Annotated in this window: 23 protein-coding genes and 1 tRNA gene; 5 read left to right on the top strand and 19 right to left on the bottom strand. The window is 70.0% G+C overall.

The features are described 5' to 3' along the window. Positions 1–2: 2 nt before the first annotated feature. From Sp245p_RS13175 to Sp245p_RS13140, 8 genes are all read right to left on the bottom strand, one after another. Positions 3–1,253 carry a divergent polysaccharide deacetylase family protein gene (locus Sp245p_RS13175; RefSeq protein ID WP_014239445.1) on the bottom strand — a complete coding sequence of 417 codons (1,251 nt, stop codon included), beginning with the start codon at positions 1,251–1,253 and terminating at the stop codon, positions 3–5. Positions 1,254–1,269: 16 nt separating this feature from the next. Beyond that, the gene (locus Sp245p_RS13170; RefSeq protein ID WP_014239446.1) at positions 1,270–2,694 is read right to left on the bottom strand and encodes a S41 family peptidase; all 1,425 of its coding nucleotides are present in this window, start codon (positions 2,692–2,694) and stop codon (positions 1,270–1,272) included. Next, positions 2,695–4,134, bottom strand: coding sequence for a murein hydrolase activator EnvC family protein (locus Sp245p_RS13165; protein WP_109138543.1), 1,440 nt, complete (start codon positions 4,132–4,134; stop codon positions 2,695–2,697). It lies immediately after the preceding gene. A gap of 13 nt (positions 4,135–4,147) precedes the next feature. Beyond that, positions 4,148–5,713 (bottom strand): 2,3-bisphosphoglycerate-independent phosphoglycerate mutase, encoded by a 1,566-nt coding sequence (gene gpmI / locus Sp245p_RS13160; RefSeq protein ID WP_041810899.1) that lies wholly within the window; start codon positions 5,711–5,713, stop codon positions 4,148–4,150. 148 nt (positions 5,714–5,861) lie between these two features. Beyond that, entirely contained in the window at positions 5,862–6,320 is a 459-nt protein-coding gene (gene rlmH / locus Sp245p_RS13155; RefSeq protein WP_014239449.1) for a 23S rRNA (pseudouridine(1915)-N(3))-methyltransferase RlmH, read from the bottom strand. A gap of 42 nt (positions 6,321–6,362) precedes the next feature. Beyond that, on the bottom strand, positions 6,363–6,803 hold the full coding sequence (gene rsfS, locus Sp245p_RS13150) for a ribosome silencing factor (RefSeq protein WP_014239450.1): 441 nt from the start codon (positions 6,801–6,803) through the stop codon (positions 6,363–6,365). Then, positions 6,800–7,417: a nicotinate-nucleotide adenylyltransferase gene (locus tag Sp245p_RS13145; protein ID WP_014239451.1), complete on the bottom strand. Its 618-nt coding sequence runs from the start codon at positions 7,415–7,417 to the stop codon at positions 6,800–6,802. The genes rsfS and Sp245p_RS13145 overlap by 4 nt, the downstream gene beginning before the upstream one ends. A 117-nt stretch (positions 7,418–7,534) precedes the next feature. Further along, on the bottom strand, positions 7,535–8,815 hold the full coding sequence (locus Sp245p_RS13140) for a glutamate-5-semialdehyde dehydrogenase (protein WP_014239452.1): 1,281 nt from the start codon (positions 8,813–8,815) through the stop codon (positions 7,535–7,537). 195 nt (positions 8,816–9,010) lie between these two features. Here Sp245p_RS13140 and Sp245p_RS13135 point away from each other — a divergent pair, with 195 nt between their 5' ends. Both Sp245p_RS13135 and Sp245p_RS13130 read left to right on the top strand, forming a co-directional pair. Further along, positions 9,011–9,877 carry a c-type cytochrome gene (locus Sp245p_RS13135; protein ID WP_014239453.1) on the top strand — a complete coding sequence of 289 codons (867 nt, stop codon included), beginning with the start codon at positions 9,011–9,013 and terminating at the stop codon, positions 9,875–9,877. 108 nt (positions 9,878–9,985) lie between these two features. Continuing rightward, positions 9,986–10,729, top strand: a complete 744-nt coding sequence (locus Sp245p_RS13130) for a sulfite exporter TauE/SafE family protein (protein WP_014239454.1) — start codon at positions 9,986–9,988, stop codon at positions 10,727–10,729. A 21-nt stretch (positions 10,730–10,750) separates the two neighbouring features. Here the strand turns inward: Sp245p_RS13130 and Sp245p_RS13125 are convergent, their stop codons facing one another. From Sp245p_RS13125 to rplU, 5 genes are all read right to left on the bottom strand, one after another. After that, the gene (locus Sp245p_RS13125; RefSeq protein ID WP_014239455.1) at positions 10,751–11,434 is read right to left on the bottom strand and encodes an HAD family hydrolase; all 684 of its coding nucleotides are present in this window, start codon (positions 11,432–11,434) and stop codon (positions 10,751–10,753) included. Then, entirely contained in the window at positions 11,431–12,639 is a 1,209-nt protein-coding gene (proB, locus tag Sp245p_RS13120) for a glutamate 5-kinase (protein ID WP_014239456.1), read from the bottom strand. The genes Sp245p_RS13125 and proB overlap by 4 nt, the downstream gene beginning before the upstream one ends. Then, positions 12,572–13,801: a GTPase ObgE gene (gene obgE, locus Sp245p_RS13115; protein ID WP_014239457.1), complete on the bottom strand. Its 1,230-nt coding sequence runs from the start codon at positions 13,799–13,801 to the stop codon at positions 12,572–12,574. Before obgE ends, proB begins: the two co-directional genes overlap by 68 nt. Positions 13,802–13,947: 146 nt before the next feature. Then, positions 13,948–14,226 carry a 50S ribosomal protein L27 gene (gene rpmA, locus Sp245p_RS13110; RefSeq protein WP_014239458.1) on the bottom strand — a complete coding sequence of 93 codons (279 nt, stop codon included), beginning with the start codon at positions 14,224–14,226 and terminating at the stop codon, positions 13,948–13,950. 33 nt (positions 14,227–14,259) lie between these two features. After that, a complete protein-coding gene (rplU, locus tag Sp245p_RS13105; RefSeq protein WP_014239459.1) occupies positions 14,260–14,577 on the bottom strand; it encodes a 50S ribosomal protein L21 in 318 nt (105 codons plus the stop codon). Positions 14,578–14,786: 209 nt separating this feature from the next. Between rplU and Sp245p_RS13100 the strand changes: the two genes are divergently transcribed. Beyond that, positions 14,787–14,876: transfer RNA gene (locus tag Sp245p_RS13100), tRNA-Ser, on the top strand. 79 nt (positions 14,877–14,955) lie between these two features. On the opposite strand, the gene Sp245p_RS13095 is transcribed toward Sp245p_RS13100, so the two are convergent. The 6 genes from Sp245p_RS13095 to Sp245p_RS13070 form a co-directional block, all read right to left on the bottom strand. Then, positions 14,956–15,798, bottom strand: coding sequence for an alpha/beta hydrolase (locus Sp245p_RS13095; RefSeq protein WP_129557172.1), 843 nt, complete (start codon positions 15,796–15,798; stop codon positions 14,956–14,958). Continuing rightward, positions 15,788–16,489, bottom strand: a complete 702-nt coding sequence (locus Sp245p_RS13090; RefSeq protein ID WP_014239461.1) for an ABC transporter ATP-binding protein — start codon at positions 16,487–16,489, stop codon at positions 15,788–15,790. The genes Sp245p_RS13095 and Sp245p_RS13090 overlap by 11 nt, the downstream gene beginning before the upstream one ends. Continuing rightward, the gene (locus Sp245p_RS13085; RefSeq protein WP_041810901.1) at positions 16,489–17,247 is read right to left on the bottom strand and encodes an ABC transporter ATP-binding protein; all 759 of its coding nucleotides are present in this window, start codon (positions 17,245–17,247) and stop codon (positions 16,489–16,491) included. Before Sp245p_RS13085 ends, Sp245p_RS13090 begins: the two co-directional genes overlap by 1 nt. Continuing rightward, positions 17,244–18,263, bottom strand: a complete 1,020-nt coding sequence (locus Sp245p_RS13080) for a branched-chain amino acid ABC transporter permease (RefSeq protein ID WP_014239463.1) — start codon at positions 18,261–18,263, stop codon at positions 17,244–17,246. Before Sp245p_RS13080 ends, Sp245p_RS13085 begins: the two co-directional genes overlap by 4 nt. A 133-nt stretch (positions 18,264–18,396) precedes the next feature. After that, positions 18,397–19,782 carry a nucleotidyl cyclase domain-containing protein gene (locus Sp245p_RS13075; RefSeq protein WP_014239465.1) on the bottom strand — a complete coding sequence of 462 codons (1,386 nt, stop codon included), beginning with the start codon at positions 19,780–19,782 and terminating at the stop codon, positions 18,397–18,399. A gap of 196 nt (positions 19,783–19,978) precedes the next feature. After that, on the bottom strand, positions 19,979–21,349 hold the full coding sequence (locus Sp245p_RS13070) for a nucleotidyl cyclase domain-containing protein (protein ID WP_014239467.1): 1,371 nt from the start codon (positions 21,347–21,349) through the stop codon (positions 19,979–19,981). 216 nt (positions 21,350–21,565) lie between these two features. On the opposite strand from Sp245p_RS13070, the gene queC reads away from it, so the two are divergent. Both queC and Sp245p_RS13060 read left to right on the top strand, forming a co-directional pair. Next, positions 21,566–22,264: a 7-cyano-7-deazaguanine synthase QueC gene (gene queC / locus Sp245p_RS13065; RefSeq protein ID WP_014239468.1), complete on the top strand. Its 699-nt coding sequence runs from the start codon at positions 21,566–21,568 to the stop codon at positions 22,262–22,264. Next, positions 22,264–22,959, top strand: a complete 696-nt coding sequence (locus Sp245p_RS13060; protein ID WP_014239469.1) for a 7-carboxy-7-deazaguanine synthase QueE — start codon at positions 22,264–22,266, stop codon at positions 22,957–22,959. Before queC ends, Sp245p_RS13060 begins: the two co-directional genes overlap by 1 nt. Positions 22,960–22,974 lie beyond the last annotated feature (15 nt).

The following is a 22,974-nucleotide window of genomic DNA, read 5'->3' as shown; positions in this document are numbered from 1 at the left end:
CCTTATTGCTTCTGCATGTTGGCCACGGCGGAGACCGGCACGATGGCGATGCCACGGTCGGCCAGCCCGGTGAGCCACAGGTTGATCCGTTCGATGGTGCTGGGGTAGGGCGCGCCGATGCCCACCGCGGCCCCGTTGGCCTTGGCGATGGCTTCCAACTCGGCGAGCTGGTCGTCGATGGCGCCGCGCGACAGGTCGCGGTCGATCACCCGGTCGGCGAAGGCCCGCGGCACGCCCGCCTGACCCGCCAGGGTTCCGGCGACGCTGCGCGGGTTGGCGCGGGCGTCCAGGACCATCAGGCCGCGCGCCTTCATCGCCGCGATGACCGGGTTCACCGCGTCGGGGTTGGCGGTGAATTTGCTGCCCGTGGTGCTGGTGATGCCGACATAGCCGACCGCCTTGCCCAGCGACCATTCCAGCCGCTCCATGTTGCGCTCGGGCGGCAGCATGCTCAACAGGGCGTTGGGACCGGGATCGTTGCGTGGGTAGTCCTGCGGCTCCATAGGAATGGAGAGCATCACCTCGTGCCCCTTGCCGCGGGCGCGCTCGACCCAGTTGTCAAGCCGCTCGGCGTAGGGGACGAAGGCCAGCGTGATCGTCGGCGGCAGCTTCTGCAGGGCGTTGCCGGTGGTCACGCCGGAAATGCCCATTTCGGCCAGCACGATGGCGATGCGCGGGCGGCGATCGGCGGCAGGGAAGGGCCGGGCGTAGACCTGCCAGGGCCTGCGCCCGTCCTCGGCGATGCGCGGCAGCGGCCCGTTGCGCGAATCCTCCACCAAGCCGGGGACCGGCGCCGGGGCCAGGGTGACCGGCTCGTTCACGGCCACGGCGAGCGGCGGCGGGGGAGCCGCGACGACGGGCGGCGGGGGAGCCGCCGGAGGCGAGGCCGTGGGCGGGGCCGGTTGGACGGGAACAGCCGCAGTCGCGGCTGGCGGTGCTGCCGGCGGCGTTGGAGGCTGTGCGCCCTTCACCGCCACCTCGACGCGGGGGATGGCGGCCTGCCACGCCTCGGTGGTGTGCTCTGCGTTCATTGCCAGCCAGCCGGCCAGCCCGCCCAGCCCGAGGGCCAGCACGGCGTAGGCACCGAGCAGCCTCTTGGCGAGGGGCGACAGCGGACGGCGCTCCTTGCGCGCGCGCGGCGCGTCGTCGGAATCGCCGCCGGCCTTCCGGCGCCGGAGGCGCGCCAGCAGGCCGGGTCCGGAACGTTCCCGTTTCGCGGGCTTCAGGCGGCCCAGCAGGGCGGCAGCGTTCACGGACCCGTCACTCCCCTCAGTGCGCGCGGGCCTGGAACAGGGCGACGCCCCGCAGCAGGTCGAGCGCGCGGGCCAGCTGGTAGTCGAAGGGCGGCTGGTTGGGCGCGCCCTCCCCATTCTCCGCGCCCGGCGCCGCCGGGGCGTTGCCGTTGGCCGGAGCCGGCGCCGCACCCGGCGTTGCACCGGGGGCCGCGCCCGGAGCGGCTCCGGGAGCCGGGGCGTTGCTGGCGCCCGGCGCCGGGGCCGGCTGGGTGGTGGCCGGGCGGGGGGCGTCCGGGTTGCGCAGCGCGCCGCGCAGGTCGCTCTCGCGGCGGCGGATCAGACCCTGGTCGGTCTCCTCGACGCGGGCCGGGTGCACCTCGATGTCCGGGGTGATGCCCAGCGCCTGGATCGACTTGCCCGACGGCGTGTAGTAGCGCGCCGTGGTCAGGCGCATGGCGCCGTGGCCGGGCAGCGGGATGATCGTCTGGACCGAGCCCTTGCCGAAGGACTGGGTGCCGAGGACGAGCGCCCGCTTGTGGTCCTGCAGCGCGCCGGCGACGATCTCCGAGGCCGAGGCCGAGCCGCCGTTGACCAGCACCACGATCGGCAGGCCCTTGGCGAGGTCGCCGGGCTTGGCGTTGTAGCGCGTGCCCTCCTCGGCCTTGCGGCCGCGGGTGGAGACGATCTCCCCCTTCTCCAGGAAGGTGTCGGAGACCGAGACCGCCTGGTCGAGCAGGCCGCCGGGGTTGTTGCGCAGGTCGAGGACGTAGCCCTTCAGCTTGTCGCCGAGCTGCTGCTGGATCGAGGCGATGGCCTTCTCCAGCCCCTGCTGCGTCTGCTCGTTGAAGCTGGTGATGCGGACGTAGCCGATGTCGCCTTCGGTGCGGTAGCGGACCGACTGCACCTTGATGACGGCGCGGGTCAGCGTCACCTCGAACGGCTCGCCGGCCTCGCCGCGGCGCACGGTGACCTTGATGTCGCTGCCCACCGGGCCGCGCATCTTCTCCACCGCCTCGTTCAGCGACAGGCCCATCACGGCCTCGCCGTTGAGCTGGATGATCAGGTCGCCCGGCTGCAGGCCGGCGCGGAAGGCCGGCGTCTCGTCGATGGGGGACACGACCTTGATCAGGCCGTTCTCCATCGTCACCTCGATGCCCAGCCCGCCGAACTCGCCGCGGGTCTGAACCTGCATGTCCTGGAAGCTCTTGCGGTTCAGATAGCTGGAATGCGGGTCGAGCGAGGTGAGCATTCCGTTGATGGCGGACTCGATCAGCTGCTCGTCCGTCGTCGACTCGACATACTCGGCGCGCACGCGCTCGAACACGTCGCCGAACAGGTTGAGCTGGCGGTAGGTCTCGGAACTGTTGCCGGTGCTGTTCACCTGCGCGGTGACGGTGGCGACGCCGGCCCCCAGAAACACCAGGGCCGCGGCGGTGGCGGCACGCTTGACTATCCTCATCTACCCTTGTCCTTTCCCCTCCGGGGCGCCGAAACCGCGCTGTGGATTGATCGGCTGTCCGTGACGTCGTAGCTCGAAGTAAAGATCGGGTGACCCGTCGGCGGGCATCAGGCCGATGGGTTCCCCCGTGGCCACGCGCCGTCCGACGGCAGTGTCGATGCGGCCAAATCCAGCGATGAGACTATGATATCCGTGGCTGTGTTCCACGATCAAGATTTGGCCATAGCCGCGGAACGGCCCGGCGAAGACGATCGTTCCGGCCTGCGGTGACACCACCGTCGAGCCGGCGCGGGCCTGGATGGTGACGCCCCGGCTGGTCGCGCCGTAGCGGTCGGCCTCGCCGTAGCGGACGGTCACCCGGCCGCCCACCGGCAGGCGTTCCCCGGCGGGCGGGCTGGGCGCGGCGCGGGCGGTTTCCGCCTCGGCCTTGGTCCGTTGTTCGCTGGCCCGCTGGTCCGCGAGTTTCTGTTCGGCGGTCCGCTGCTCCGCCGCTTTCTGTTCCGCCAGCTTCTGCTCGGCCAGCTTCTGCTCGGCCAGTCTCTGCTCCGCGGCCCGCTGCTCGGCGAGCCGGCGTTCGGCTTCGCGGCGCTCCGCCTCCAGCCGCTCGGCCTCGCGCTTGGCCGCCATGGCGGCGGCGGCGCGGCGTTCGGCCTCGATGCGGTCCATCAGCTGGCGCAGGTCGGCGGCCTGACCGGTCAGCCGGGCGGTGCGCTGGGCGACCTGCTGGCGCTCCTCCTCGGTCTGGCGCGACAGTTCCTCGCGCCGGGCGACGAGCTGGCCGATCTCCTTCTGACGGTCGATCAGGGTGAGGCGGGCGGCGTAGGTGCGGCTGCGCTGGGCCTGCAGCGTCTCGCGCGTCTCGGCCAGCCGGGTCAGCGCCTGGGCCAGCGCGTCGGCGCGGGCGCGCAGGGCCGGCACCGTGTCGCGCAACAGCAGGGCGGAGCGCAGCGTGTCCACCGGCCCGTCCGGGCGGGCCAGCGCCGCTTCCGGAGGGATGCGGGCGACGCGCTGCAGGGCGGCGAGCAGGGCGGCGATCTGCTGCCGCTCGCCCTCCAGCTTTTCGGCCTGGTTGCGCTCCTGCGTCTCCAGCGCGGTCAGGGACTCTTCGAGATGGGCGAGTTCGTCCTCCTGCGCCCGTTCCTGATCGGCCAGACCGACCAGCCGGTCGCGCAGCTCGTCCAATTCCTTCTGGAGCGTCTGGGACTGGCGGTCGAGCTGCCGTTGCAGGGCCTTGTCGGTCTGGAGATCCTGCTCCACCCGCTTCAGCGTCTGGCCGGGGGACTCGGTCTGCGCCGCGGCGGCGGTGGAGAGGACGAGAAGGGTGGCGGTCAGCAGGGCCGGCCGCCAGGAAAACGCCCGTCTCCGCCCGGCGCCTTGCGGACGGGAGACGGGGAGGGGGAGCAGAGCAACACCCGCCGGATGATCGCGCCCTGCGCCCATGCCCTGTTTCGCCTTATTCCGCGGCGGCCCGCGCGCTGGCGCGGTCGATCAGGCTCTTGCCGGTCATCTCCGCCGGCTGCGGCAGCTTCATCAGATCGAGCAGCGTCGGGGCGATGTCGGCCAGACGCCCGCTGCGGATCGCCGACACCCCGGCGGGGCCGTTCACCAGCACCAGCGGCACCTTGTCCAGCGTGTGGGCGGTGTGCGGGCCGTTGGTTTGCGGGTCCTTCATCAGCTCGCAGTTGCCGTGGTCGGCGGTGACCAGCATCACGCCGCCCTGGGCGCGCACGGCGGCCTCCAGCCGGCCCAGGCTGACGTCCACCGCCTCGACCGCCTTGATGGCGGCGGACAGGATGCCGCTGTGGCCGACCATGTCGGGGTTGGCGTAGTTGATGACCACCAGATCGTATTTCCCGCTGTCCACGGCGGCGACGACCTTGTCGGTCACCTCGGCGGCGGACATCTCCGGCTGGAGATCGTAGGTCGCGACCTTCGGCGACGGCACCAGGATGCGGTCCTCGCCGGGGTACACGCGCTCCTCGCCACCGTTGAAGAAGAAGGTGACGTGCGGGTACTTTTCCGTCTCGGCGATGCGCAACTGGGTCAATCCGGCCTCGCTGACCACTTCGCCCAGCACCTTGGTCAAGGATTTCGGCGGAAAGATGGTCGTCATCAGCTTGGCGAGCGTGGACGAGTACTCGACCATGCCGACGGCGGCGGCCAGCTTCGGGACCGAGGCGCGCTCGAACCCGTCGAAGGCCGGGTCGACGAAGGCGGCCAGGATCTCGCGGGCGCGGTCGGCGCGGAAGTTCGCCATCAGGATGGCGTCGCCGTCCTTCATGCCGGTGTAGCCGTCGATGACGGTCGGCAGGATGAACTCGTCGTGGGTGCCGGCGGCATAGCTCTGCTCGATGGCCTGGATCGGGTCGGCGGCCGTCTCGCCCTGGGCGCTCACCAGGGTGGCGTAGGCCTTGGCGACGCGGTCCCAGCGCTTGTCGCGGTCCATGGCGTAGTAGCGCCCGCTGACCGTGGCGACGTTGACGCCGGGCAGGGCGTGCACGTCGGCCATGAACTCGGCCATCTGGTCCTTGGCGCTCTGCGGCGGCACGTCGCGGCCGTCGGTGAAGGCGTGGATCTCGACCGGGACGCCCTCATGGGCCAGCACGCCGGCCAGCGCCGCGATGTGGTCCTGGTGCGAATGGACGCCGCCCGGCGACAGCAGGCCCAGGATGTGGCAGCGCCCGCCCGAGGCCAGCAGCGTCTTGGCGAGGTGGTTCAGCGCGGCGTTGCGCTCCAGCTCGCCCTCGACGATGGCGTGGTCGATCATCACCAGATCCTGGCGGACGACGCGGCCGGCGCCCAGATTCATGTGACCGACCTCGGAGTTGCCCATCTGGCCCTTGGGCAGCCCGACCTCCTCCTCGCTGGCCTCCAGGAAGGCGCGGGGCTCCGACGACCACAGCCGGTCCCAGTTGGGCGTGTTGCCCTGCGCGATGGCGTTGTCCTCGCGCTCCTCGCGGTAGCCCCAGCCATCCAGGATGCACAGCACTACGGGTCGGGGACGATTGGTCTCGGTCATCACGCTCCTCATACGCCTGTCACGGTCGGGTTGCGGGTCTCGGTCGAACTGTCTGATGCCGCTTCTTTTATGGCTAATGCCTTTTTATGCGCGCATCGCCTTGGGCCGGATCAGAAAATGGCACGCCCTCGCAGCCGCGCAATGGGAGTCATGCACGGTGATAGGGGTGTCCGGCCAGAATTTGCTGGGCACGGTAGATTTGCTCCGCCAACATGCCTCGCACCAGCATATGCGGCCATGTCATGGCGCCCAAGGCCAAAAGAAAATCGGCGCGCGCCCGCACGGCGTCGCCGTGGCCGTCCGCCCCGCCGATGAGGAAGGCGATGTCGCCCGCGCCCTGGTCCCGCCAGCCGCCGATCTTGGCGGCGAAGGCTTCGCTGGTGATGGTCTTGCCGCGCTCGTCCAGGGCCACGACGATGGCCCCGGCGGGGATGGCGGCCAGAAGCAGCTCCGCCTCCTGCCGCTTCAACTCGTCGGAGGCGAGGCGTTTCTTCACCTCGACCTCGCGCAGAGTCAGCGGCCAGGACAGGCGGCCGGCATACTCGTCATAGAGGTCGCGCGCCGGACCGGTCCGTGACCGCCCAACCGCGGCAAGCCACAGACGCATCGGTCCGACTCCCGTTCCTCACCCGTCCTGAAGGCTCGGCCGTCAGGCGCTCATGCGCTCTGCGGAGGGCCGCGGCGTCTCCAGACCCCACATCTTCTCGATGTTGTAGAAGGTCCGGACTTCCGGGCGGAACAGGTGGATGATGACGTCCCCGGCGTCGACCAGAACCCAGTCGCACTGGTTCAGGCCCTCGACCTCGACGCCGCGCAGGCCGGCCTGCTTCATGCGGTCGGCCAGCTTCATGGCCATGGCGGCGATGTGCCGGGTGTTGCGGCCCGACGCCACGATCATGTAGTCGGCGATGCTGGTCTTGCCGGCAAGGTCGATGACGACGACGTCTTCGGCCTGATCGTCGTCCAGGGACTTCTCGACGAGCGCCTTCAGTTCGTCCGGCTGGGGAACGGGAACGGGCGCGGGCCGCACAACGGGCGCGGCCGGTTCGATGAACGTGTTGATGGTACCTACCTCGCGATACAGGGTCACGACCCGCTGGCGCGTGCCCGGCGGATCGCCGTCGCCGAAGCCGGATGCAGCGGGTTGCGGAGGAAAATCCAGGCCGGTGTTTTCGAACCGGCCAACCCCTTGGCCTTGTGCATGCTCACCCGGCGACGGGCATAGCGCTGAGCGGCTATGCCACCAAGCGCCCCTATAGAATAAGTTGGACGAGCGAGAACTGCAACCGGCACCAGCCGGAAGATGCGCGTCCAGTGCCGCCAGCGGGGGATTTGCCGAAGATTGTCCGCCCCCATCAGCCAGACGAAGCGCGTTTTGGGGAAGCGGAGCGTCAGCTTGGCCAGCGTGTCGGCGGTGTAGCGGGTGCCAAGCTCCCGCTCGATGGCGGTGACCCGGATGGCCGGATGGCGGGCGGTGCGCCGGGCCTCCTCCAGCCGCTCGGCGAGCGGCGCCATGCCCCGCACCGGCTTGAGCGGGTTCTGCGGGCTGACCAGCCACCACACCTGATCGAGCCCCAGCGCCTTCAGCGCGTACAGGCTGATGTGCCGGTGCCCGGCGTGGGCCGGGTTGAAGGAGCCGCCGAGCAGCCCGACGCGCAGGCCGGCGTGGAGCGGGCCGCCGTAGCGGTGGGGGGGTGTCGCCATGCTTGCCCCCTCCCTAACCCTCCCCCGCTTCGCAGGGGAGGGGATCAATCCCCCTCCCTCGCCGAAGGCGGGGGAGGGTCGGGGAGGGGGCAGACGTAAGCTCCAGGGCCGTAAACCTCACGGCCGCGTCTGACCATCGCCGCGCACGACATACTTGTAGCTGGTCAGCTGCTCCGCCCCGACCGGGCCGCGGGCGTGGAACTTGTCGGTTGAGATGCCAATCTCCGCGCCCATGCCGAACTCGCCGCCGTCGGCGAACTGGGTGCTGGCGTTCCACAGCACGATGCCGCTGTCGATGCGCTGCAGGAAGCGCTCCGCCGCCGCCGGGTCCTCGGTCACGATGGCGTCGGTGTGGTGGGAGCCGTGGCGGTTGATGTGGTCGATCGCGCCGTCCACCCCGTCCACCACGCCGCAGGCGATGATGGCGTCGAGAAACTCGGTGTCCCAGTCCTCCGCCGTCACCGCGGTCACGCGCGGATCGACGGCCTGGGCGGCGGCGTCGCCGCGGACGGCGCAGCCGGCGTCGAGCAGGTCCTTCACCAGCACCGGCAGCATGGCGTCGGCGATCTTGCGGTCGACCAGCAGGGTTTCGGCGGCGCCACAGATGGAAGTGCGGCGCATCTTGGCGTTCATCACCACCTTGCGCGCCTTCTCCGGGTCGGCCCCGGCGTCGACATAGACGGTGTTGTTGCCGTCCAGATGCTTGATGACCGGGATGCGGCTCTCCTCGGCGATGCGCTGGATCAGCGACTTGCCGCCGCGCGGGACGATCACGTCGATGAAGTCGCGCATGGTCAGCATGTGGCCGACCGCCGCCCGGTCGGTGGTCGGGACGAGCTGGATCGCCGCCTCCGGCAGCCCGGCGGCGCGCAGCCCGTCGGCCAGGCAAGCGGCGATGGCGTGGGACGAGCGGATGCTCTCCGACCCGCCGCGCAGGATCGCCGCGTTGCCCGACTTCAGGCAGAGGCCGCCGGCGTCGGCGGTGACGTTGGGGCGGCTCTCGTAGATGATGCCGATGACCCCCAGCGGCACGCGCACGCGCTGGATGGCCAGCCCGTTGGGGCGGGTCCATTCGGCGATGACGCCGCCGATGGGATCGGGGAAGTCGGCGATGTCCTCCAGCCCCTTGGCCATCGCCTCGATGCGGGCGTCGTTGAGGGCGAGGCGTTCGATCATGGGGCCGGCGAGGCCGCGGTCCTTGGCGGCGGCGACGTCCGCGTCGTTGGCCGCCTGGATCTCCGCCTTGCGGGCGCGGATCGCGGCGGCAGCGGCTCGCAATGCCTGATCCTTCGACGGGCTTGGCACGGTCGCCAGCTCCGCCGCGGCGGCGCGGGCGGCGCGGCCGAGGGCGAGCATCTGATCGTGCAAGGCGTCGGTGGTCTCAAGCAGGGCGGACATCGGTCTCACTCCAGTGGCGTTCGCCAAGCGGCATCGGCCGGTTGAAAAGGGCGCAAACCATAGCCCATCCCGCGCTTTCGCGAAAGCCATGGCGGCTAAGCCGAATTGCTGATCGGCGTACTCAACAATCCGTCTGGGCTGCGGTCGATTGCGGGCGTAGCGTGGCCCTCTGCGTCATCGGTGAGGGAGAACCCCATGGTCCGGCTTGTCCGCCGCGGCAGCGTCGCCGCGTGCCTGATGCTGTCCGGCATGATCGCGACCGCCGGGGCGGAGACCCCGCCGGAATCGCCGGTGGAGCGGGGGCGCGCCCTGGTCAATGGCATCGTCGCCTGCGGCAACTGCCACACGCCGCAGGGGCCCAACGGTCCGGTCGCGGGGCGGGAGCTGGCCGGCGGAACGCCCTTCGTCGAGGAGCCTTTCACCGCCTATGCCTCCAACATCACACCGGACCCGGAGACGGGGATCGGGCGCTGGACCGACGAGCAGCTGATCGCCGCCATCCGCGAAGGCAGGCGTCCCGACGGCAGCCTGATCGGGCCGCCGATGCCCTTCGGCTTCTACCGCGGCCTTTCGGACGGCGACCTGCGCGCCATCGTCGCCTATCTGCGCAGCGTGCCGCCGGTGCGGCATTCTGTCCCGAAGTCCGAGTACCGCATGGCGCTGCCCGCCGCCTACGGACCGCCGGTCGGGTCGGTGGCGGAGATCCCGCGTACGGACCCGGTGACGTACGGCGCGTACATGGCCGGCCCGCTCGGCCACTGCATGGAATGCCACACGCCGATGCTGCCGGACGGGCGGCTCGACATGACCCGCATGGGGGCCGGCGGGCGGAATTTCACCGGGCCGTGGGGCAACGCCGTCTCCCGCAACATCACGCAGGACAAGGAGCATGGGCTGGGCGGCTGGACCGACGCGGAGATCCGCAAGGCGATCACCGAGGGTGTACGTCCCGACGGCCACCGGCTGAGCCCGCCCATGGGCTATCACTATTACAAGTCCATGAGCGACGGCGAGCTGGGCGCCCTGGTCGCCTACCTGCGTACGCTTCCCCCGACCCGCTAGACCCCACCGGCCGTGCGTGAAATACCGCACCGCCGAAAACGCAGTACCGTAAGCCTTGCCGAGAGGGCATAGTCCGCGGGCTTTTTCCACCCGCCGGACCGTGGCCCCATGCTGACCCTGCTGCTGATCGTCTCCGCCTTCTTCGCGGGCGTGCTCAACGCCGTGGCCGGTGGCGGCAGCTTCCTGACCTTCCCGGCACTGATCATGGCCGGCGTGCCGCCGCTGAATGCCAACGCGACCAGCACGGTGGCAGTGTCGCCGGGCGCGCTGGCCAGCGCCTACGGCTATCGGCGGGAGCTGGGGCGGATCAAGGAGGTCAGCCTGCCGGCCTTCCTCGGCGTCAGCCTGATCGGTGGGCTGCTGGGGGCGCTGCTCCTGCTGTGGACGCCGCAGCGGGTGTTCGAGGCGGTCATCCCGTGGCTGCTGCTGTTCGCGACGGTGCTGTTCGCCTTCGGCCCGAAGGTGTCGGCCTACATCCGCCGCAACTTCAAGGTCGGCCACAGCACGGTGCTGATCGTGCAGTTCTTCATCGCCATCTACGGCGGCTATTTCGGCGGGGGGATCGGCATCCTGATCCTGGCGACGCTGGGTGTCTTCGGCCTGACCGATTTGCACGCGATGAACGGGCTGAAGGCGCTGGTGTCCGGCTGCCTGAACGCGGTTGCGGTGGTGGCCTTCGTCTTCGGCGGCGCGGTCTATTGGAACGAAGCGCTGATCATGCTGGTCGCCGCCATGGCCGGCGGCTATGCCGGGGCCGCCGTCGCCCGTCACATCCCGCCGCCGATCCTGCGCAAGTTCGTGATCCTCGTCGGCGTGGCGATGACGGTCTATTTCTTCGTTGTGAAGGGCTGAGGCGCTAGGGAACGGCGGCGGTCAATCCGCCGCCATGCGCTCCGCGAGACCGCACAGGCCGTCCCAGTCCAGCGCCGCCGGGTCCGCCACCACATGGTCGGCGGCCTCGAACAGCAGGTCGGCGTGCTGGGGCCAGGCGATGGTCAGCATGCCGGCGGCCTTGGCGGCGCGGGCGCCGGTCGGGCTGTCCTCGATCACCGCGCAGGCCGCGGGCGGCACGCCGAGGCGGGCGGCGGCGGTCAGGTAGGGCTCGGGGTCCGGCTTGCCCTTGCTCACGTCGTCGCGGCTGAGGCCGAACAGGAAATGCGGGCTGCCCATGTGGCGCAGGTTGGCCTCGACCACGCGGCGTCCGCTGTTCGACACGCAGGCCTGCAGCAGCCCCCGCTCCGCGAAGGCGTCGACCAGAGCCAGGGCGCCGGCCCGCGCCTCCACCTCGGCGATGCGCTCCAGATAGAGGTCGGTGATGGCGTCCGCCCATTCCCGGAAGGTCAGGGCCATGGGCCGGGCGGCGTGCAGCCGGGCGTACAGCTCGGGGAAGGCGACGCCCAGCGTGGCCGCGTAGTCCGTGTCGGACAGGGCATGGCCGTGCAGCCGGCAGACCGCGATGGTGGCGCGCTGGTGCCAGGGCTCGCTGTCCAGCAGCGTGCCGTCGATGTCCCACAGGATCGCCTGGAGGGGAGGGCGGGCCAGGATCGGAACGCTCACCGCACCACCAGATCGTCGCGGTGGATCATCTCGTCGCGGCCCCGGTAGCCCAGGATCTCCTCGATCTCGTGGCTCTTGCGGCCGGCGATGCGGCGGGCGTCCTCGGCGGCGTAGGCGGTCAGGCCGCGCGCCACCTCGCGCCCGTCCGGCGCCTTGACCACCACCACGTCGCCGCGCTCGAAGTCGCCCTCGACGGCGCGCACCCCGGCGGGCAGCAGGCTGGCCCCGCGGGCAAGCGCCGACAGGGCGCCGGCGTCCACCGTCAGCGCGCCGTGGGCGTTCAGGTTGCCGCCGATCCACGCCTTGCGGGCGGAGGAGGGGGAGGCGGCGGGCAGGAACCATGTGCACAGGGCGCCGCCCTGCTCGGGCCGCTGCTCCAGCGCGGCCAGCGGGTTCATGCGCTTGCCCTTGGCGATGACCATGCGGCAGCCGGCGGCCAGCGCGACGCGCGCCGCGACGATCTTGGTCACCATCCCGCCGGAGCTGTAGCCGGGCGGCGGCTCGCCCGCCATGTTCTCGATGTCGGAGGTCAGTTCCTGGACGACCGGGATGTGCCGGGCGTCAGGGTCCTTGCGCGGGTCGGCGGTGTAGAGGCCGTCGATGTCCGACAGCAGGACCAGCGTGTCGGCGCTGATCATCTGGGCGACGCGGGCGGCCAGACGGTCGTTGTCGCCGAAGCGGATCTCCGCCGTGGCGACCGTGTCGTTCTCGTTGATGACCGGGACGGCGCCCAGCTTCAGCAGCGTGTCGATGGTGGCGCGGCCGTTGAGGTGGCGGCGGCGCTCCTCCGTGTCCTCCAGCGTCACCAGCACCTGGGCGACGGTCAGCCCGTGGCGGGCCAGCGTCTCCTGGTAGGCGGCGGCGAGCCGGATCTGGCCGGTGGCGGCGGCGGCCTGCTTCTCCTCCAGACGCAGGGCGCGCCCGACGAGGCCGAGATGCTCGCGCCCGCAGGCGACCGCGCCGGAGGTGACGATCACCACCTCCTGGCCGCGCTTGCGGCAGGCGGCCACGTCGTCGGCCAGCGCGTCCAGCCACTCGCGGCGCATCCGGCCGGTGGCGCTGTCGACGAGCAGGGCGGAGCCGATCTTGACGACCAGCCGCCGCGCGTCGAGCAGGGTGGGAAGCAGGGAGAGGGTCTCAGCCTTTGGCGTTGTCGTCGCCGTTGCCGCTGTGCTCGGTGTCGTCACCGTCATCGTCGCCTTCATCGTCCCAGTCATCCCCGTCCGAGTCGGAGTCGTCGTCCGCCTCTTCGGGGAGATCGTCGTACTCGCCCGTCTCCTCGTTCCAGCCCGCATACTCGTCGTCCATCTTCCGGCCGACCGGGGCCCGGGGGATGGAGCGCGTGACCGGAGCCTGGATGACGTCGGGCTCCTCTTCCTTGGACTGTTTGATGAGCGTGAGCAAGCGGTAAAGCACCGCCTGGACGCCCTGGCCGGTGGCGCCGGACAGAACCATCACCTCCGCACCCGACGCCGCCTCAAGCGCGGCCTTCTTCTCCGCGACCTCTTCGTCGAGCAGGGCGTCGGCCTTGTTCAGACCGATGATCTCCAGCTTGTCCGCGAGGTTGCCGCCATAGGCGACCAGCTCGTTGCGGATGGTGGTGTAGGACTGGACCACGTCCTCCGCCGTGCCGTCGATCAGGTGGAGCAGCACGCGGGTGCGCTCCACATGGCCGAGGAAGCGGTCGCCCAGCCCGTGCCCCTCGTGCGCGCCTTCGATCAGGCCGGGGATGTCGGCGATGACGAACTCCTCGTCACCCGCGCGGACGACGCCCAGGTTGGGGGCCAGCGTGGTGAAGGGGTAGTCGGCGATCTTCGGGCGCGCCGCGGTGGTCGCGGCCAGGAAGGTGGACTTGCCGGCGTTGGGCAGGCCGAGCAGGCCGGTGTCGGCGATCAGCTTCAGCCGCAGCCAGACCCAGCGCTCCTCGCCCGGCCAGCCGGGGTGCGACTTGCGCGGGGCGCGGTTGGTCGGGGTCTTGTAATGGGCGTTGCCGAAGCCGCCGTCGCCGCCCTTCAGGATGACGACGCGCTGGCCGGGCTCCGTCAGGTCGAGCAGCACGGTCTCCTGATCCTCGTCCAGGATCTGGGTGCCGACCGGCACGCGCAGGACCACGTCCTCGCCCCTGGCGCCGTTGCGGTTGGCGCCCATGCCGTGGTTGCCGCGCTGCGCCTTGAAATGCTGCTTGTAGCGGTAGTCGATCAGCGTGTTGAGGCCGTTCACGACCTCGATCACGACGTCGCCGCCGCGGCCGCCGTTGCCGCCGTCCGGTCCGCCATACTCGATGAACTTCTCGCGGCGGAAGGCGATGGCGCCGGGGCCGCCGTCGCCGCTTTTCAGATACACCTTGGCTTGATCGAGGAACTTCATCGGGGACCGTGCCGGCCAATCTACCGTTTGCGCACCGTCCTCCAACCGTGGGAAGGGGGCGGTGACCACACCATCAAAAAAAGAAAATCGGGGGCCGGTTGCCCGAACCCCCGATCATCCCAACACACCGTACGGGCCGGACGAGATTACTCGGCCGCGACCGCCTGGACCTCGACCGCCTCGATGGCGACGTAGGTGCGCCCCTGGGCGCTGTGCTTGAAGGCCACCACGCCGTCCGCCTTGGCGAACAGGGTGTGGTCCTTGCCGATGCCGACGTTCTCACCGGGGTGGAACTTCGTGCCGCGCTGGCGGACGATGATGTTGCCGGCGACGACGTTCTCGCCACCGAAACGCTTCACGCCGAGGCGGCGGCCAGCGGAATCGCGGCCGTTGCGCGAAGAGCCGCCTGCTTTTTTATGGGCCATGGGGAGTTACTCCTGTGACTGGTCGGCGGCCGTTCAGGCGGCGCCGTTGATCCCGGTGATGCGCAGGACGGTCAGGTCCTGGCGGTGGCCGTTCTTACGGCGGTAGTTCTGGCGGCGCTTCTTCTTGAAGACGATGATCTTCGGACCGCGATCCTGGGCGACGATCTCGGCGGTCACAGCAGCGCCGGCAACCGTCGGGGTGCCAAGGGTGGTGCTGCCGCCGTCGCTGACCATCAGCACGTCGTTGAGCGTGATGGAAGCGCCGGCCTCGGCCTCGAGCTTCTCAACGCGGATCACGTCGCCATTGGCGACCTTGTACTGCTTGCCGCCGGTGCGGATCACTGCAAACATCGTCGTCACTGCCTATCTCAAAACAAACGGAAGGGCCGCTCGCCCACCGTTTGAGGTGCAAGCCCGTTCGTGAGAGCGGGGATTTAACCGATGGGCCACCGGGAGTCAACAGCCATGGTGGCATTTTCCCGTTCATTTTCCTGCAAACAAGGGCTTGCATCCCCCCAGGCTTTTGGGTAGGTTCCGCGCCACCCCGGAAACGGGGCAGCGGATGGGTGGCAGAGCGGTTGAATGCACCGCACTCGAAATGCGGCATACCCGCAAGGGTATCGGGAGTTCGAATCTCCCCCCATCCGCCACTCTCATTCGAGCGAACGCTCAAACGGAAAAGCCTTCCCGACCGGGAAGGCTTTTTTCGTTTCCGGCCTGGGGCGTCCCTCAGCGGTCCTTGAGCATCGCCAGCGCCGCCTCGAACAGCAGGCTGCCCGGTTCGGCGAAGCGGTCCACCACGCTGAAATGGTCGGCGCCCGGCTCCACGATCTCCCGCACCGCGTTGCCCTGCGCGGCCCAGGCCAGGGCGTAGTCGGCCTGCTGGCGGTGCATCGCGTCGGTCTCAAGGCCGCCCAACGCCGGCATCAGCAGCGGGGCGGGGGTGGGAACGGCGTGGATCGGGCTCAGCCGCCGCGCCGAGTCGGGATCGAGCCGCAGCTGCTCGTTCACCTCGAAGCCGAGCATCGGCTCCAGGTCGTAAAGGCCGCTGATCGGGATGCCGCCGGCCACGCGGTCGCGGTTCTCGGAGACCAGCTTCGCCGTCAGATGGCCGCCCGCCGAATGGCCGGAGACCACCACCCGCCGCGGATCGCCGCCGAAGCCCGCCGCGTTGGCGATCACCCAGTCCAGCCCGGCCTGGGCGTGGCCGCACAACTCGTCCATCGTGACCTCGGAGCACAGGCCGTAGCCGAGCAGGACCACCGCCACCCCGCGCTCCACATAGGGTGCTGCGATGAAGGAATGCAGGTCCTTCGACAGGGCCCGCCAGTAGCCGCCATGGATGAAGACCAGCACCGGCGCGCCCTCGCCGGCGGGGAAGACGTCGGCGCGCTGGCGCGGGTGCGGGCCGGTGGGGACGTCGTAGCGGCCATTGAGCCGGGCGCGCACCGCCTCGCTCTCCGCCTGCCAGCGGGCGAAATAGGCCGGGTGCTCCGGAACCAGCTTGCGGAAATTGTACTGGCGGTCGATCTCGGCGGCGGTCATGCCGCCAAACAGGGCTTCAGACGCCAAGATAACGCTCCTTCAACGTTGGATCGGCCAGCAGGGCGGCGGAACTGCCGGACCACACCAGCCGCCCCTTCTCGATGACGTGATGGCGGTCGGCCAGGGCGGCGAGGGCGTGCACGTTCTTGTCCACCACCAGGATCGCCTGCCCCTCGTCCTTCAGGCGGGCGAGGCAGTCCCAGATCTCCTGACGGACCAGCGGGGCCAGCCCCTCCGTCGCCTCGTCGAGGATCAGCAGCTTGGGGTTGGTCATCAGGGCGCGGCCGACGGCGAGCATCTGCTGCTCCCCGCCCGACAGGTTGCGGGCGAGGTTGCCGGCGCGCTCGGCCAGCCGGGGGAACAGGGCGTGGACACGCTCCACCGTCCAGGGATCGCGCCGCGCGAAGCGGTTGGCGGCGGTGGCGATCAGGTTCTCGCGCACGGTCAGGGTGGGGAAGACCTGCCGCCCCTCCGGCACCAGGGCGATGCCGGCCCGCGCGATGCGGTGCGGCGGGCGCCCGGCAATCTCCGCGCCCTCGAAGGCGATGGAGCCGCCGGTTGGCGCCACGAGGCCCATGATGGCCTTGATGGTCGTGGTCTTGCCCATGCCGTTGCGGCCCATCAGGGTCACCGCCTCCCCGGCATCGACGGACAGCTCCATGCCGAACAGCGCCTGGCTGGAGCCGTAGGCGGCGGTCAGGTTGGCGACGCGCAGCATCAGGCGACCTCCAGCTCGTCGCCCAGATAGGCCTCGCGCACCGCCGGGTCGTTGCGGATCTGCTCCGGGGTGCCGCTGGCGAGGTTCTTGCCGCGCACCAGAACGGTGATGCGGTCGGCCAGCGCGAAGACGGCGTCCATGTCGTGCTCCACCAGCAGGATCGTCACGCCGCCCTTCAGTTCTTGCAGAAGCTCGACCATGCGGGCCGAGTCCTCCGGCCCCATGCCGGCCATCGGCTCGTCGAGCAGAAGCAGCCGCGGCCCGGTGGCCAGGGCCATCGCCAGTTCGAGCTGCCGCTTCTCGCCATGGGCCAGCGCGTCGGCGCGGGTGTCGGCCCGCGCGCCCAGCCCGACCCGCTCCAGCACGGCGCGGGCGGGGTCGGCCAGCCGCCGGTCGCGCCCGGCGTCGCGCCAGAAGCGGAAGCTGTGTCCGGCGTGGGCCTGCACCGCCAGCGCCACGTTGTCGAGCGCGGTGAAGCTGGGGAAGATCGAGGTGATCTGGAAGCTGCGGGCCAGCCCGCGCTGCGCCCGCTTGTGCACGGGCAGGCGGGTCACGTCGCGCCTGTCGAACCGGATGGTTCCGGAATCGGGGGTCAGCTCCCCCGACAGCTGGCCGATCAGGGTGGTCTTGCCGGCCCCGTTCGGGCCGATCAGGGCGTGCAGTTCCCCCTCCGCGACGGACAGCGAGAGGCCGTCGGTGGCGGCCAGCCCGCCGAAGCGCTTGACCAGTCCGTTTGTGCTCAGCAGGGGGGCGCTCACGGGCGCCTCCCCGCGACGACGCCCCACAGTCCTTTGCGGGCGTACAGCACGAGAAGGATCAGCACCGGCCCCAGCACGATCTTCCAATGCTCGCCAAGCCCGGCGTGGGCGAGGTCCATCAGCTCCGGCACGAACTCCTCCAGCAGCAGCAGGGCGGCGGCGCCCAGCACCGGGCCGATCAGCGTGCCGATGCCGCCCAGCACCACCATCACGATCAGGTCGCCGGAGCGGCTCCAATGCAGGTACTGCGGCCCGACGAACATTGTGGCGTTGGCGAGCAGCGCCCCGGCCAGCCCGGCCAGCGCCCCGGCGATGACGAAGGCGACGAGCTTGTAGCGGGTGACCGGGTAGCCGAGCGCGGCCATCCGCCGCTCGTTGTCCTTGGCGCCGCGGATCACCCGCCCGAAGCGGGAGTTGACCAGCCGCCAGCCCAGCGCCAGCGCCGCGACCAGAAGCCCGAGCACCACATAGTAGAAGGTGGTGTGGTCGGCGATGTTCAGCGGGCCGGGCAGGGTGGAGCGGCTCCACAGCGCGATGCCGTCGTCCCCGCCATAGGCCTTCAGCCCGGTCATCAGGTAGAAAAGCATCTGGGCGAAGGCCAGCGTGATCATGATGAAGGGCACGCCGGTGGTGCGCAGCGAGATCGCCCCCACCGGCAGCGCCGCCAGCGCCCCGGCCAGCATGGCCAGAGGCCAGACGATCAGCCCGTTCACCGTGCCGGGAAAGCCGAACAGCGTCGATCCGTCCGACTGGTGGGCGAACAGGATGCCGACGGCGTAGCCGCCGATCCCGACGAAGGCGGCGTGGCCGAAGCTGACCATCCCGCCGAAGCCCAGGATCAGGTCCAGGCTGACCGCCGCCAGGGCGAAGACCAGGATGCGCGTCGCCAGCCGCACGTAGAAGGGTTCCCCCATCCAGTCGGCGACGGTGGGCAGGGCCAGCGCGACGGCCAGCAGGATCAGCAGGGCGATGCGGGGGCGGGTGAGCAGGGCGGTTCGGGGCGCGGTCGGGGGCATGGAGGGCCGGAAAAGAGGGGCGGTCAACCAATTAGCAGGCCAATCGGTAGCCCCGTCTTTTCGCACAGATGGGCGGGCTTGAACACAAAAGGTCGCGCCGACAGCGGGTGCCCGCCCGCTTGGCCCCGCCCGCTCATCCCCAGGGCGTGTCGTGGCGCCGCCGCCGCCGCGACCGCTGGAGGAGCTGGCGTTCGGTGCAGCGCTTCATGTGCTCCGGCACCTCTGAATCCTCACCGATGATGGGACCGCTCAGATAGGCGGCGCCCGCGGCCTCCGCCGCTTCCAGCTCCACCGGGGTGCGCACGCCGTCCACGTAGGCGAACATGCTGAACTTGCGCGGTCCGGGGCAGAAGGTCTGGACCCGCTCCAGGATGTGCGGCTCGTCCTCCCGCCCGTCCAGCCGCAGACCGACCCCCTTGACGCCGGCGGTGGCGTAGACCGACAGGTCGCCCGCGTCGTCGTGCAGGATGACCATGGCGGCGCGGGCAAAGGGGCGCAGCATCGCCACGATCTCCGCCAGCCGCCCATAGGGAACGCCGGCCGGCAGCCCGTCCAGCTCGAAGGCCAGGAAGGGCATCAGCACGCGCGGGATCATCCGGCAGGCCTGGATGTATTCCCGCCGCCGCCGGCTGGAAGCGAGCGTGCCGAAATGGACGGGGATGGTCTGGGCGTAGCGGAATTTGTTGGCGTACAGCTCGTTGTAGGTGCTGACCGCGAGGCTCAGCGTCTCCATGTCGAGGTCGAAGACGGCCTCCTCGCGCTCCGGGTCGAAGGTGTCCATCAGGTTCAGATAGCGGGCGGTGTCGGCGTCGGTGCGGCAGCAGTAGGTCGACACCACCTTGTGCTTCACGTCGAAGACCGGGCGGAACAGCACCTTGGGCCGGCTCTGCGGCGTGATGGTGTCCGCCGGCATCTCGGGCCGGTGCGGGCGCCGTGCCTCCGCCGCCGGAATGGCCGGCGGAATCGCGCCGTCCGCCGGCGGGGGGGAGGCCGCCGCGGTGCCCTCCGGCTTGTGGACGGCGTCCTTGAGCAGGTCGGCCAGCCGCGCGGTGTCCAGGGCGACCCCGCCGCCGACATCGACCACCGCGGTCTTGACGGTGATGCGCCGCGTGTCGGCGTGGCCCAGCAGTGCCTGGTGCAGGCTTTCCATCACCTTGCTGCAGGTCAGCTGCGCCGCCTTCCGGTCGGCCTGGGCGAAGACGATGATGTAGTGGTTCTCGCCATAGCGGAACCAGACGTCGCGCGGCGACAGCACCTTCTTGAGCATGCGCTCGGTGTAGACGTGCACCCGCTCGTTCACGCTTCCCCAGCGGTCGCCCAGCTCATTCCGGATCTCGTCGAGGCCGATCAGGTGGACGGACCCCGCGGTGACCGTCTGGCTGTGCGCCAGGATCTGCCGGGCGCGTTCCTTGAAGGACTCGTCGATTGATTGGCCGGGGGTGGGGGGCGAGGGCGGCATGGCACCGTCATCCTGTTCCGGGATGGTGCCGTCCAGACCGGAGGGATGATGCATGAACATGGCCGAGCGTCCCTTCCCGGTTGTGGGGGAGCGCGAGCCCAACGGCAGGACCGCCGCCTGGACCGGGTACGGGCATCAATGGAATGACCGTGTGAATAGGATGGTCCTTTCGCACTTGCTAATGCGTTAACGAGGCCATCCAGGCGGCGCTTCCTGACGTCTTATGCGGAAAGGGACGCGCCTACGCCGGACCTGTCTATGCCGACTCGCGCCGTGCCTTGACTCTGGCTCTCATCAGCATCTCCTTTTCGGTGCAGCGCCGCATGTGTTCGGGAACGTCGGAATCCTTGCCAACCACCGCTCCGCCGATATAGGCCGCCCCGGCCTCGATCGCGGCCTGGAACTGTTCCACGTTCCGGATGCCGTCCAGATAGGCGAACAGGCCGTGTTTGCGTGGGACGGGGCAAAAGGCGTTGATCTTGTCGATGCAGCGCTGATCGCCGTCCCGGAAGTCCATGGACAGCCCGACACCCTTGACGCCGGCTCTGGCATAGGTGCCGATGTCGGTGTTCTCCTCCCGCAGGATGACGATGGTGGCGCGCCCGAAGGGGCGCAGCAGGGTGACCATCTCGGCCAGCCGGCCGCTGGGAACCCCCTGCGGCAATCCATCCAGCTCAAAGGCCAGGAAGGGGACCAGGTAGCTTGGGATCATCCGGCAGGACTGGAGATACTCCCGCCGCCGCCGTGCCGAGGCGAGGGTTTCGAAATGCACGGGGATGGTCTGGGCGTAGCGGAAATTGTTCTTGTACAGCTCGTTGTAGGTGCAGACCGCGTGGCACAGGGCCTCCATGTCGTAATCGAAGATGGCCTCCTCCTGCAGGAATTCGGCCATGATGATCTGGTTGATGTGCCGGCAGGTCAGGAGGTCCGGGCGGCAGGTGTAGGTGGAGATCACCTTGTTCCGCACGTCGTAGACCGGGCGGAAGAGCACCTTGGGCTGCGGCGGCGGCTCGCCGTTGCCGAGCGCGAAGGCGGACAGCGAGGGGCGTCGGCGCTCCTCGGCCTGCGGCTGGCCGACCGGTCCTTTCGACTGGCTGGCGGCGTTGAGCAGCTCGTCCAGCCGCGCGCTGCCGACCGCGATGCTGCCGTCGATCTCCACCAGCGCGGTCTTGACGATGATCTGGCTGGTGTCGCTGTGCCCCAGCAGCGACTGATGCAGGGATTCGACGATCCGCCCGCAGATGAGCTGTGCCGCCTGCAGGTCCGCGTGGGCGAACACGATGATGAATTGGGCCTCGCCGTGTCGGAACCACACGTCGTGAGGGGAAAGCATCTTTTCGAGCAGGCGGGCGGTGTAGGTGTGGACCCGCTCCTTCACCCGTTCCCAGCGGTCGCCGAGCTGGTCCCGGATGTCCTCAAGACCGATCAGATGCACCGCTCCGGCGGTGATGCGCCGGCCGCTGAAGAGGATTTCCTTGGCCCGCTCGCGGAAGGCCGAGTCGTTCAGATGGCAGGAGGCTTGGCAATCCGCCGCCTTGGCGGCGCCGTCGCAGTGACAAGGGGGGTCGATGCCGGTCCGGTCCGCGTGGTCGTCCTGGGCGCTGGGCGGCGGTTGGACTGCGTTCACGGCAATGTCTCCCTCGCAACCGGCGGAGGTCGCGGTGCCGGTTCTATGCCTGCCTTTTGGATGTTCGTTTCGCTAACAAGGGTGTTGCAAGGGGAATTTCCGAAGCGTTAACAGCCTGACGTTTTTTCCATCGGGCGGGAGATCGCCGCCGCCGTTGACCAATGGCGAGGACGGGATTATGCCGGGGCGGCCTGTGTCATGGGAGAGGGCAGGGACATGAACGCGAAGAATGCGGTGGTGCTGGTCAGCGGCGGGCTGGACTCCACGACGGTGCTGGCGATCGCCCGGGAGCAGGGGTATCGGCTGAACGCGCTCAGCTTCCGCTACGGGCAGCGCCACGCGGTGGAGCTGGAAGCGGCCAAGCGCGTCGCCGCGGCCATGGCGGTGGACCGCCACGTCATCGCCGACATCGACCTGCGGGCCTTCGGCGGTTCCGCCCTGACCGACGCCATCGCCGTGCCCAAGCACGCCAGCGCGGCGGATCTGGGGACGGGCATCCCGGTGACCTACGTCCCGGCGCGCAACACGGTGTTCCTGTCCTTCGCGCTGGCCTGGGCGGAGACGCTGCAGGCGTCGGACATCTTCATCGGCGTGAACGCGCTGGATTATTCCGGCTATCCGGACTGCCGGCCCGAATACATCGCCGCCTTCGAGACCATGGCGAACCTCGCCACCAAGGCGGGGGTGGAGGGCTCCAGCCGGTTCAAGATCCACGCCCCGCTGATGACCCTCGACAAGGCGGGCATCATCCGCCGCGGGCTGGAGCTGGGGGTGGATTACGGCCTGACCCACTCCTGCTACGACCCGGCGCCGGACGGCACCGCCTGCGGCTCCTGCGACAGTTGCCTGCTGCGGCTGAAGGGCTTCCAGGAGGCCGGGCTGTCCGATCCGGTGGCCTACGGGGGCGGGGTCTGATGCGCGGCGCCAACCCGGTCCGCCCGCAGGAGGGGGGCGACGGCCAAAGCCTGTGGATACAGGAGGTCTTCTACACCCTTCAGGGCGAAGGCCCCTTCGTCGGGGAGCCCAGCGTCTTCGTGCGGACCGGCGGCTGCAACCTGCGCTGCCACTGGTGCGACACCGACTTCGAAAGCTCGCCCTGGCGCCCCTCCCTGGACGAGCTGCTGGCCCGCATCGGGGAGCTGCGCCCCGCGGTCTGCGACCTGATCGTGCTGACCGGCGGGGAGCCGCTGCGCCAGAACGTCGTCCCGCTGATCCGCGCCCTGCTGGAGCGGGGCCTGCGCGTGCAGATCGAGACGAACGGCACGCTGTGGCTGGACGGCATGCCGGACGACCCGCGCTTGACCATCGTGTGCAGCCCGAAGACGCCTGGCCTGCACCCGGACCTCGTGCCGCGGGTGTCGGTCTACAAATACGTGCTGGCGGCGGGGGAGAGCGATTCCGGCGACGGGCTGCCCACCCTGTCCACCCAGTTGCCGGGGCAAGGCGCCCGGCTGTTCCGCCCGCCGCCCGGCGCCGCCGTCACGGTGATGCCGCGCGACGACGACGATGCGGAGCGGAACTTTGCCAACCGGCAGGCCTGCACCGCCGTGGCGCTGGCCCACGGCTACCGGATGAGCGTCCAGCTTCACAAGCTGCTGGGGATCGCCTGAAGCCTGAAGACGGTG

This window comes from Azospirillum baldaniorum, from assembly GCF_003119195.2.
Classification (GTDB): domain Bacteria; phylum Pseudomonadota; class Alphaproteobacteria; order Azospirillales; family Azospirillaceae; genus Azospirillum; species Azospirillum baldaniorum.
Note: the sequence above shows the minus strand (reverse complement) of the source record. Positions and strands in the feature narration are given on the sequence as shown.

Bases quoted from the DNA above. Each gene is read 5' to 3' on its own strand.
- Sp245p_RS13075 (WP_014239465.1), bottom strand. From the start codon at position 19,782: ATGTTCATGCATCATCCCTCCGGTCTGGACGGCACCATCCCGGAACAG.
- Sp245p_RS13130 (WP_014239454.1), top strand. From the start codon at position 9,986: ATGCTGACCCTGCTGCTGATCGTCTCCGCCTTCTTCGCGGGCGTGCTC.
- Sp245p_RS13135 (WP_014239453.1), top strand. From the start codon at position 9,011: ATGGTCCGGCTTGTCCGCCGCGGCAGCGTCGCCGCGTGCCTGATGCTG.
- Sp245p_RS13060 (WP_014239469.1), top strand. From the start codon at position 22,264: ATGCGCGGCGCCAACCCGGTCCGCCCGCAGGAGGGGGGCGACGGCCAA.
- Sp245p_RS13140 (WP_014239452.1), bottom strand. From the start codon at position 8,815: ATGTCCGCCCTGCTTGAGACCACCGACGCCTTGCACGATCAGATGCTC.
- rlmH (WP_014239449.1), bottom strand. From the start codon at position 6,320: ATGCGTCTGTGGCTTGCCGCGGTTGGGCGGTCACGGACCGGTCCGGCG.
- queC (WP_014239468.1), top strand. From the start codon at position 21,566: ATGAACGCGAAGAATGCGGTGGTGCTGGTCAGCGGCGGGCTGGACTCC.
- proB (WP_014239456.1), bottom strand. From the start codon at position 12,639: ATGAAGGCGACGATGACGGTGACGACACCGAGCACAGCGGCAACGGCG.
- obgE (WP_014239457.1), bottom strand. From the start codon at position 13,801: ATGAAGTTCCTCGATCAAGCCAAGGTGTATCTGAAAAGCGGCGACGGC.
- rplU (WP_014239459.1), bottom strand. From the start codon at position 14,577: ATGTTTGCAGTGATCCGCACCGGCGGCAAGCAGTACAAGGTCGCCAAT.
- Sp245p_RS13170 (WP_014239446.1), bottom strand. From the start codon at position 2,694: ATGAGGATAGTCAAGCGTGCCGCCACCGCCGCGGCCCTGGTGTTTCTG.
- Sp245p_RS13145 (WP_014239451.1), bottom strand. From the start codon at position 7,417: ATGGCGACACCCCCCCACCGCTACGGCGGCCCGCTCCACGCCGGCCTG.
- gpmI (WP_041810899.1), bottom strand. From the start codon at position 5,713: ATGACCGAGACCAATCGTCCCCGACCCGTAGTGCTGTGCATCCTGGAT.
- Sp245p_RS13165 (WP_109138543.1), bottom strand. From the start codon at position 4,134: ATGGGCGCAGGGCGCGATCATCCGGCGGGTGTTGCTCTGCTCCCCCTC.
- Sp245p_RS13080 (WP_014239463.1), bottom strand. From the start codon at position 18,263: ATGCCCCCGACCGCGCCCCGAACCGCCCTGCTCACCCGCCCCCGCATC.
- rpmA (WP_014239458.1), bottom strand. From the start codon at position 14,226: ATGGCCCATAAAAAAGCAGGCGGCTCTTCGCGCAACGGCCGCGATTCC.
- Sp245p_RS13090 (WP_014239461.1), bottom strand. From the start codon at position 16,489: ATGCTGCGCGTCGCCAACCTGACCGCCGCCTACGGCTCCAGCCAGGCG.